Here is a 9228-nt window from a genome sequence, read left to right as displayed (position 1 = left end):
CACCACGATGGCGTCGTCCACCACCAGGCCGATGGCCAGCACCATGGCCAGCAGGGTCAGGGTGTTGATGGAGAACCCCATCAGCGCCATCAGGGCGAAGGCGCCGATCAGCGACACCGGAATGGTCACCAGCGGGATCAGCGTCGCCCGCAGGGAGCGCAGGAACAGGAAGATGATCAGCACCACCAGCACCACCGCCTCCCAGATGGTGGTGTAGACGTTGGCGATGGATTCGCGGATGAACAGCGAGTTGTCGTTGGCGATGGCCATCTCCATGCCGTCCGGCAGCAGGCTGCGCACGTCGGGCAAGGCGGCGTTGAGGCCGTCGGAGATGTCCAGCGGGTTGGCGGTGGCTTGCTTGACCAGCCCGAGGGAAACCGCCTGGCGCCCGTTGAAGCGCACCAGGGAGCGCTCGTCAGCGGCGCCGATCTCGGCATGACCGACGTCGGACAGGCGCAGGAGGTAGCCGCGGCGGTCGTCGATGATCAGGTCGTTGAACTGCTCGGGGGTCTTCAGGTCGGTTTCCGCCAGCACGCTGAACTCGCGCTGCACCGACTCGATGCGGCCAGCGGGGATCTCCACGTTCTGCCGGCGCAGGGCGGCCTCCACGTCCTGCACGATGAGGTCATGGGCGGCGAGCTTCTCCGGGTCGAGCCAGATGCGCATGGCGTAGGTGCGGGCGCCGCGGATCTGCACCTCGGAAACGCCGGGGATGGTCTGCAGGCGGTCCTGCACCACCCGCTCCAGCACGTCGGTGATCGCCATGGCGCTGTGCTGGTCGCTGTAGAAGGCCAGCCAGACCACCGGCTGGGCATCGGCCTCGACCTTCTGCACCACCGGCTCGTCGATCTCGTCCGGCAACAGGCCGCGCACCCGCCCGAGGCGGTCGCGCACGTCGTTGGCCGCCTCGTTGGCGTTGCTGCCGAGGCGGAACTGCGCGGTGATCTGGGTGTTCTCGGAGCGGCTGATGGAGGACACGAAGTCCAGCCCCTGGATGCCCGACAGCACATCCTCGATGGGCTGCGCCACCTGGGACTCCATGATCTCCGGGCTGGCGCCGGGGTAGATGACGTTGACCGTGACCACCGGCACGTCGATGTTCGGGTACTCGCGCACGGTCAGCCGCTGGTAGGCCATCAGCCCCAGCAGGACCACCACCAGGGACAGCACGGTGGCGAACACCGGCCGACGGATGCACAGGTCGGAGAGGGTCATGACTCACCCCGCGCGACGGTGCGGACCTCCTGCCCCGGCGCGGCCTTCTGCCACCCGGCGGTGATCACCTGTTCGTCGCCGGCGAGGCCTTCGACCACCTCGGCCAGCCCACGCTGGCGTTGGCCGATACGCACCGGCAGGCGCGCCACCTTGCCGTCCACCACCACGGCGACATACAACTGGCGTCCCACCGGGATCACCGCCTCCTCGGGGACCAGCAGGGCATCCGGGCGCTCGGCGAGGATCACCGAGACCTTCACGAACTGGCCCGGCTTGAGACGCCGGTCGGCATTGGCGATCTCGGCCCGGATCGCCTGGCTGCGCCCCACCTCGTCCAGGCGCGGGTTGAGGGCACTGATCCGCCCCTGGAAGCGCTCACCCGGGTAAGCGTCCACGCTGATCTCCACCGCTTGCCCCAGTTGTACCTGAGCCACCGCCTTCTGCGGAATGCGGAAATCCACCTTGAGCGGGTCGAGCACTTCGAGGTTGACGATGTCCTGCCCGGCGCTGAGGTAGTCGCCGGGGCTGACCTGGCGCAGGCCGAGCACGCCGTCATAGGGCGCGCGGAGCTGGGTCTTGTCGAGGCGCGCCTGGGCCAGCGCCAAGCTGGCGCGAGCGGCCTGCTGTTGCGACAGCGCCTCGTCCTGGGCCTGGGCGTTGCTGGCGCCGCGCTTGTAGAGCATCTGGGCGCGCTGGTAGCTCTTCTCCGCCAGGTCGAGGTTGGCCCGGGCCTGGTCCAGCTCGGCACGGGCGATGGCATCGTCGAGGCTGACCAGCAGGTCGCCGGCCTTGACCGCCTCCCCCTCGCGGAAATGCAGGCGTGCGAGGCGCCCGTCCACTTCCGGGCGCAGCGTTACCGACTCGTCGGAGCGCAGGGAGCCGAAAGTCACCAGTTCATCCCGGACCAGGGCACGCTGGGGCTCGGCCACCTCGACCAGTGGCGGGTTGGCGGCGAACGCCGGGCAGGTGAACAACCCCAATAGCAGCAGGAGCCAGGCGCGGCGGCGAACCATCATCTACAGCCTCTTTTCGAGTCGTTTTTTTCGAAAATGAAAAAGTCTACCGGGAGTATCGGCGGAGTTTTGTCAGAGGCACGTAAAGATGCAGGCAGTCTGTGACGGTTTGTATCGGGATGGATGCATTTTTCGGAGGCGGGCCAGGCGGCGTGGAAGCGGTTCAACCGCGACGCCCGGTACGGGCCTTCATTCGCGAATGAATTCGCTCCCACGACACCGGCCAGGTCCCGGGGCTCGTGGACGCCGCCCCGCCATGAGGGAGTGCCAGGGAATGGTGGGCTGAAGCGGAACACCGCCCGACCCACCCTACAAACTGGATGCCGCGCGGTGGCTCGGCATCAGCGCGGGCACCCGGTGTGGGAGCGGTTTCAACCGCGATGCCCCGCAAGGGGCCTTTTTCGCGAATGAATTCGCTCCCACGAAGATGCCGCCCGGTACCGCGTTTTGCCCGGCTCCGCCCACGTGCCGGTGATCAGCCTTCGCGCGCAGAGCCGCTCCTGCGAGGTGCGCCGTGCTTACTGGCGCATCCCACGCCCGCTCACCAGCAGGCGCACGCAGACGATGTAGAGCACAAGGGTGGTCAGCAGCATCAGCCCGATGGCCACGCCGATATTGATGTCGGACACGCCGAGGATGCCGTAGCGAAAGGCGTTGACCATGTGCAGGATCGGGTTGATCAGCGACACCTTCTGCCAGAACGCCGGCAGCAGGCTGATGGAGTAGAACACCCCGCCCAGGTAGGTCAGCGGCGTCAGCACGAAGGTCGGGACGATGGAGATGTCGTCGAAGTTGCGCGCGTACACCGCGTTGATGAAGCCCCCCAGGGAAAAGATGGTCGCCGTCAGCAGCACCACGATGACGGTGACGCCCAGGTGGTGCACCTGCAGGTGGGTGAAGAACAGCGACAGCAGGGTGACGATCACCCCCACAGCCAGGCCGCGCAGCACGCCACCGATGGTGTAACCGAGGAGGATGGTGTGGGGCGACACCGGCGAGACCAGCAGCTCCTCGATGGAGCGCTGGAACTTGCTGCCGAAGAAGCTGGACACCACGTTGCTGTAGGAGTTGGTGATCACCGACATCATGATCAGCCCCGGGACGATGTACTCCATGTAGGTGAAGCCGCCCATGTCGCCGATCTGCCGGCCGATCAGGTTGCCGAAGATGATGAAGTACAGCGCCATGGTGATGCCCGGGGGCAACAGGGTTTGTGCCCAGATACGGGTGAAGCGGCGGACTTCGCGGTAGACGATGGTGTTGAGGGCGACCAGGTTGGCGCGCAGTTCCGAACTCATACGGCCACCTTCGACAGGTTCTTCTCGACCAGGGACACGAACAGCTCCTCCAGGCGGTTGGTCTTGTTGCGCAGGCTCAGCACCTCGATGCCGGCGGCGGAAAGCTGGCGGAACAGCTCGGTGACGCCCTGGCTCTTCTCCACCTGCACCTCCAGGGTGTGGTCGTCCACCAGACAGGCCGGGTAGCCCACCAGGGACGGCGCCGTGGCGAGGGTGTTCTTGAGGTCCAGCAGGAAGGTCTCGACATGCAGCGTCTTCAGCAGCGCCCTCATGCTGGTGTTCTCGACGATGGTGCCGTGATCGATGATGCCGATGTGGCGGCAGAGCTGCTCCGCCTCTTCCAGGTAGTGGGTGGTGAGGATGATGGTGATGCCCTGGGCGTTGAGGTCGGTGAGGAAGCTCCACATGGAGCGGCGCAGCTCGATGTCGACGCCGGCGGTGGGCTCGTCGAGGATCAGCAGGCGCGGCTGGTGCACCAGGGCGCGGGCGATCATCAGGCGGCGCTTCATGCCGCCGGACAGTTCACGGGAAGCGGCGTTGCGCTTCTCCCAAAGGCCCAGTTGGGTCAGGTACTGTTCGGCGCGCTCCTTGGCGATCTTCGCCGGGATGCCGTAGTAGCCGGCCTGGGTCACGACGATGTCGAAGACCTTCTCGAACTGGTTGAAGTTGAATTCCTGGGGCACCACGCCCAGGCAGCGCTTGAGGGCGTAGGGGCTCTTGTCCAGGTCGTTGCCGAACACGCTCACCATACCGCTGGTCTTGTTCACCAGGGTGGAGAGGATGCCGATGGTGGTGGATTTGCCGGCCCCGTTGGGGCCCAGCAGGGCGAAGAAATCGCCTTCGGCCACTTCCAGGTCGATGCCTTTGAGGGCCTGGAAGCCGTTGCCATAGGTCTTGGTCAACTGCCGGATGGACAGTGCGGAAGTCATGGAGGGAACGTGCCTTCAGTCAGGTATGTGCAAAGGCGCTGCGTCAGGCGGCAAGGCCCGGCGCAGCGCTCGGGGGTGTGAGCCTAGCATCAGGTCAGTGCAGTCATCACCGCGCGGCGGTAGGCCGGCCGCACCTTGAGTCGCTCGTACCAGTCCGCCAGCGCGGGTTGCGGCGGCCGCTCGATGGGCATTTCGAACCAGGCGTAAATGAAGCAGCCCAGGGGGATGTCGCCCATCGCCAGGGTTTCGCCGGAGAGGTACGGCTGTTTCGCCAGGGCCTGCTCAGGCAGGGCCAGCAGCTCGCTGCAACGCGCCAGGGCGGCAGCGATGCACGCAGGGTCACGCTCGGCCGGCGGGGTACGCACCGTGCCCCAGAACAGATCGCGGAATGCCGGTGCCAGGGTGGTGCTGGTCCAGTCCATCCACTTGTCGCCCACGGCGCGGACAGCCGGGTCTTCGGGGTAGAGGGTGCCGGCGGCGTAGCGCGCGGCCAGGTAGCGGACGACGGCGTTGGACTCCCAGAGCACCAGGTCGCCGTCTTCGATCACCGGGACCAGGCCGTTGGGGTTCATCGCCCGGTAGGCCGGCTCGTTGACCAGGCCGAACGCGCCCCCGGCGTCGATGGGCTCGTAGGCCACACCGACTTCCTCGGCAGCCCAGAGAGCCTTTCTCACGTTGGAGGAGTTCTTCCGGCCCCAGATCTTCAGCATGTCGCGGCTCCAGCAGCTTGGCAGGCCGACATTCTAGAGGCATTGCCCCCGCAGATGACCAGGGATTTGCATTGATAGCCTCTATCGATGAGGGAGGGGTCGCGACACCCTCAGGATTGGGCATCCGTCCCGTCGGGAGCGGCCGCCTCGGCCTGCAGATCGCCGCTCATGAAGGCGGCGTCCGGCTCGAATAGGTGCGGGTGGACCTGCTGCTGATGACCGAAGACCCGGCACTGCGCCAGGTTGAACGCCGGCGTCGCCTTCACCCAGCGGCCGTCCAGGTGCAGTTCGGTGTAGCCGTGCATGGCGAACACGCTCCGGAGCAGTTGCAGCGGGTGCGGCGTGGCCAGGTGGTTGCGCACGTCCGCCAGGCCGATGCGGGCAGGGATGCCGCAGACCCGCGCGCAAGCCACCTGGAGGGTGGCCTTGGGCACGCAGTAGGACGCCCCCGCCATCAAGGCATGGCTGGCCTTGAGCGTCTCCGGGTCACGGCTGAAGGTGTAGGGGTTGTAGCGGATTGCCGTCGCGCACGGCGTGATAGAGTCTGACCGCCTGGTCACGCGGGTGCGGGCTTTCGCCGCGATTGCGCTAGGCGAACTCAACCACCAGGGGGTGGTCACTATCAACGATAGCGACCGGATCGTAGGCTGGACTGCATGGCGTTGCTCCCGTGGGGACAGGTCCCAGGCTAGAAGCAGGCGACACCCTGCCGGCACGACGATCCGGCCAAGCTGAACGCCCCTGTCGCCGTCCTGGCGACACCCTGACCCGTGACGGCGGCCGCGTCGTCCTCAAGGAGGATCAAGCATGGTGTTTCTCTGGTTGCTCGTTCTGGTACTGGGGGTCGCCTGGCTGGCGCACCGCCGCACCGCTCCCCTGCCCGCCCTCGGGGCGGTCGCCCTGTACCTGCTGGCCATGGGGGTGTTCAGCCACTCGCCCGGGTGGCTGCTGGCGATCCTCTGGATTCTCTGGCTCGCGGCGGCCCTGCCCCTGGCCCTGCCGGACATGCGCCGCAAGCTGATCACCGCCCCGCTGTTCGCGTGGTTCCAGCGCGTACTGCCGCCCATGTCGGAGACCGAGCGCGACGCCATCGAAGCCGGCACCGTGTGGTGGGACGGCGAGCTGTTCAGCGGTCGCCCGAACTGGAACACGCTGCTCGACTACCCGCGCCCGGCGCTCACCGCCGAAGAGCAGGCCTTCATCGACGGCCCCACCGAAGAACTCTGCGCCATGGTCAGCGACTGGGACATCGGCCAACGCATGGACCTGCCTCCGGAAGCCTGGGCGCACATCAAGGCCAACGGTTTCTTCGGCCTGATCATTCCCAAGGAATACGGCGGCAAGGGCTTCTCCGCCTACGCCCACTCCCAGGTCGCCATGAAGCTGGCCACCCGCAGCGGCGACCTCGCCTCTACGGTGATGGTCCCAAACTCCCTCGGCCCCGCCGAGCTGCTGCTGCACTACGGCACCGATGAACAGCGCCAGCACTACCTGCCGCGCCTGGCCCGTGGCGAGGATATCCCCTGCTTCGCCCTCACCGGCCCGTTGGCGGGCTCCGACGCCGGCGCCATGCCCGACGTCGGCATCGTCTGCAAGGGCCAGTGGAAGGGCGAAGAAGTGATCGGCCTGCGCCTGACCTGGGAGAAGCGCTACATCACCCTCGGCCCGGTGGCCACCCTGCTCGGCCTGGCCTTCAAGGCCTATGACCCCGACCACTTGCTGGGTGACGAGGAAGACCTGGGCATCAGCCTGGCCCTGATCCCCACCGACACCCCCGGGGTGAACATCGGCCGCCGCCACCTGCCCCTGGGCGCCGCCTTCATGAACGGCCCCAACTCCGGCAAGGACGTGTTCGTCCCGCTGGACTTCCTGATCGGCGGCCAGGCCATGCTCGGCAAGGGCTGGATGATGCTGATGAACTGCCTCTCCGTCGGCCGCTCCATCTCGCTGCCGGCGGTGGGCACCGGCGCGGCCAAGTACACCAGCCTGGTCACCGGCCAGTACACCCGCGTGCGCGAACAGTTCAACGTGCCGCTGTCGGCGTTCGAGGGCATCCAGGAGGCCATGGCCCGCATCGGCGGCAACGCCTGGCTGATGGACGCCGCGCGCGTGCTCACCGCCAATGCGGTGGACCTGGGCGAGAAACCCTCGGTGCTCTCGGCCATCCTCAAGTACCACCTGACCGAGCGCGGCCGCGAATGCATCGGCCACGCCATGGACGTGCACGGCGGCAAGGGCATCATTATGGGCCCGAACAACTACCTGGGCCGTTCCTGGCAAGGCGCACCGATCTTCATCACCGTGGAAGGCGCCAACATCCTCTCGCGCAATCTGATGATCTTTGGCCAGGGCGCCATCCGCTGCCATCCGTTCGTGCTCAAGGAAATGGCCCTGGCCGCCCGCGAGGACCGTGAGCGTGCGCTGGAGGAATTCGACGAGCTGCTGCTGCGCCATGTTGGCTTCGCCGTGAGCAACGCCGCCAGTACCCTACTGCTGGGCCTGGGCGCGGGGCGCCTCAGCCCTGCGCCGGGGGACACCCTGGCCCAGGGTTACTTCCGCAGCCTCGACCGGCTCGCCGCAGCCTTCGCCGTGCTGGCGGACCTGAGCATGATGCTGCTGGGGGGCGAGCTGAAGCGCCGCGAGCGACTGTCCGCCCGCCTGGGCGATGTGCTCAGCCACCTCTACCTGGCTTCCGCCGCGCTCAAGCGCTACCACGATCTGGATCACCCGGAGCACCTGCGGCCGCTGGTGCGCTGGTCTCTGGAAGAGTCTCTGGGCAAGGCCGAGGACGCCCTGGCGGGCCTGCTCGCCAACTTCCCCAGCCGCATCCTCGGCTGCCTGTTGCAGGTGCTGGTGTTCCCGCTTGGCCGTCGCCACAAAGGCCCGTCGGATGCGCTGGATGCCGAAGTGGCCGAAATCCTCGGTCGCGACCGCGGCGACCCGGCGCTGGAAAGCGTGCTGGTCGGCTGCTTCCGGCCTTCCGCCGAGGACGATCCGGTAGCGGCCCTGCAGCGCGCAGTGGACGCGCTCGCCGACGTCCAGCCGCTGCAGCGGGAGCTGCACAAGGCGCTCAAGGATGGGCGCGTCAAGCCGACGGCCGGCGAACACCCGGTGGACGCCGCGCTGGCCGCTGGCGTGCTGGACGCCGAAGCCGCCCGACGCCTGCGCGCCGCCGAGGCCGCGCGGCGGGTGGTGATCGACGTGGATGACTTCGACAAGGAGGCGCTGCTGCCAACGGCGGGCAAGGTGCGCTGAGCCCCAGCGGGACAGCGGGCGCGGAGGGCCTTATACTCCGCGCCCGTTCATTGATTCGTTCCAGGATGTACCGCCATGTCCAACCCCTACCTCGACCACCACCTCGCCCTGCTCCACCACCTGCGCGGCATCCTGGTCGCCCTGGGCGAGGCCGAGCAGGTTCCCGAAGAGAACCATGCCCTGTTCGTCGAGCGCTTCGACGAGCTGATCACCGAACTGCCCCGCGACCCGGAAGGTAGCCTGTACCTGGGCCAAGACCTGATCAGCCAGGTCTTCCACCGCTACCCGCAGATCGCCCACCTAGTGCCGCGCGACCTGCTGTGGTTCTTCGGCGGCGACTGCCTGCATTTCATGCCGGATGAGGAAATCGCCCTGTTCCAGCGTCTCGACGAGCGCCGCTTCGAGGCGGAAGAGAACGACGAACCGTTCGACTGGAACCAGGAAAAACAGCTGCTCGCCCTGGGCGACGACGCCAGCAAGCACTGAGCAATGACCACTGGCCGCCCTTTCGGGGTGGTCGGTGGAATCAGAAAGGCACGGGGAAAGGCGGACAGCTTTTCACTGCACAAACAAAAACGCCGCTCAGTGAGCGGCGTTCTTGTTTATCTGGAGCGGGAAACGAGACTCGAACTCGCGACCCCGACCTTGGCAAGGTCGTGCTCTACCAACTGAGCTATTCCCGCAATACAAACGAAAAATGGCGTCCCCTAGGGGACTCGAACCCCTGTTACCGCCGTGAAAGGGCGGTGTCCTAGGCCACTAGACGAAGGGGACAAACAACGCTTTTCAAGCACTGCTTGAACACTTG

General features: G+C 66.8%; 7 protein-coding genes, 2 tRNA genes and 1 pseudogene. 2 read left to right on the top strand and 8 right to left on the bottom strand.

Annotation, left to right across the window (positions count from 1 at the left end):
* The 6 genes and pseudogenes from A7D27_RS26180 to A7D27_RS26155 form a co-directional block, all read right to left on the bottom strand.
* A partial coding sequence (locus tag A7D27_RS26180; protein ID WP_139134198.1) for an efflux RND transporter permease subunit occupies positions 1 to 1215 on the bottom strand: 1215 nt, incomplete at its 3' end.
* Positions 1212 to 2231: an efflux RND transporter periplasmic adaptor subunit gene (locus A7D27_RS26175; protein WP_069566598.1), complete on the bottom strand. Its 1020-nt coding sequence runs from the start codon at positions 2229 to 2231 to the stop codon at positions 1212 to 1214. The genes A7D27_RS26180 and A7D27_RS26175, both read right to left, overlap by 4 nt.
* Positions 2232 to 2746: 515 nt before the next feature.
* Positions 2747 to 3526 (bottom strand): ABC transporter permease, encoded by a 780-nt coding sequence (locus A7D27_RS26170; protein WP_069560461.1) that lies wholly within the window; start codon positions 3524 to 3526, stop codon positions 2747 to 2749.
* Positions 3523 to 4455: an ABC transporter ATP-binding protein gene (locus tag A7D27_RS26165; protein WP_069566597.1), complete on the bottom strand. Its 933-nt coding sequence runs from the start codon at positions 4453 to 4455 to the stop codon at positions 3523 to 3525. The genes A7D27_RS26170 and A7D27_RS26165 overlap by 4 nt, the downstream gene beginning before the upstream one ends.
* Before the next feature lie 89 nt (positions 4456 to 4544).
* Positions 4545 to 5165, bottom strand: a complete 621-nt coding sequence (locus tag A7D27_RS26160) for a glutathione S-transferase (RefSeq protein WP_069566596.1) — start codon at positions 5163 to 5165, stop codon at positions 4545 to 4547.
* 110 nt (positions 5166 to 5275) lie between these two features.
* Positions 5276 to 5823: pseudogene (locus A7D27_RS26155) on the bottom strand (transglutaminase family protein).
* Positions 5824 to 5972: 149 nt separating this feature from the next.
* Here A7D27_RS26155 and A7D27_RS26150 point away from each other — a divergent pair.
* Both A7D27_RS26150 and A7D27_RS26145 read left to right on the top strand, forming a co-directional pair.
* Positions 5973 to 8420 carry an acyl-CoA dehydrogenase gene (locus tag A7D27_RS26150; protein ID WP_069566595.1) on the top strand — a complete coding sequence of 816 codons (2448 nt, stop codon included), beginning with the start codon at positions 5973 to 5975 and terminating at the stop codon, positions 8418 to 8420.
* A gap of 75 nt (positions 8421 to 8495) precedes the next feature.
* The gene (locus A7D27_RS26145) at positions 8496 to 8906 is read left to right on the top strand and encodes a PA2817 family protein (protein ID WP_069566594.1); all 411 of its coding nucleotides are present in this window, start codon (positions 8496 to 8498) and stop codon (positions 8904 to 8906) included.
* A 121-nt stretch (positions 8907 to 9027) separates the two neighbouring features.
* On the opposite strand, the gene A7D27_RS26140 is transcribed toward A7D27_RS26145, so the two are convergent.
* Positions 9028 to 9103: transfer RNA gene (locus A7D27_RS26140), tRNA-Gly, on the bottom strand.
* 15 nt (positions 9104 to 9118) lie between these two features.
* Positions 9119 to 9194, bottom strand: a tRNA-Glu gene (locus A7D27_RS26135).
* Positions 9195 to 9228: the final 34 nt, after the last annotated feature.

The sequence above is a fragment of the Pseudomonas sp. 1D4 genome (assembly GCF_001728925.1).
GTDB lineage: Bacteria > Pseudomonadota > Gammaproteobacteria > Pseudomonadales > Pseudomonadaceae > Metapseudomonas > Metapseudomonas otitidis.
Note: the sequence above shows the minus strand (reverse complement) of the source record. Positions and strands in the feature narration are given on the sequence as shown.

Bases quoted from the DNA above. Each gene is read 5' to 3' on its own strand.
- A7D27_RS26175 (WP_069566598.1), bottom strand. From the start codon at position 2,231: ATGATGGTTCGCCGCCGCGCCTGGCTCCTGCTGCTATTGGGGTTGTTC.
- A7D27_RS26170 (WP_069560461.1), bottom strand. From the start codon at position 3,526: ATGAGTTCGGAACTGCGCGCCAACCTGGTCGCCCTCAACACCATCGTC.
- A7D27_RS26165 (WP_069566597.1), bottom strand. From the start codon at position 4,455: ATGACTTCCGCACTGTCCATCCGGCAGTTGACCAAGACCTATGGCAAC.
- A7D27_RS26160 (WP_069566596.1), bottom strand. From the start codon at position 5,165: ATGCTGAAGATCTGGGGCCGGAAGAACTCCTCCAACGTGAGAAAGGCT.
- A7D27_RS26150 (WP_069566595.1), top strand. From the start codon at position 5,973: ATGGTGTTTCTCTGGTTGCTCGTTCTGGTACTGGGGGTCGCCTGGCTG.
- A7D27_RS26145 (WP_069566594.1), top strand. From the start codon at position 8,496: ATGTCCAACCCCTACCTCGACCACCACCTCGCCCTGCTCCACCACCTG.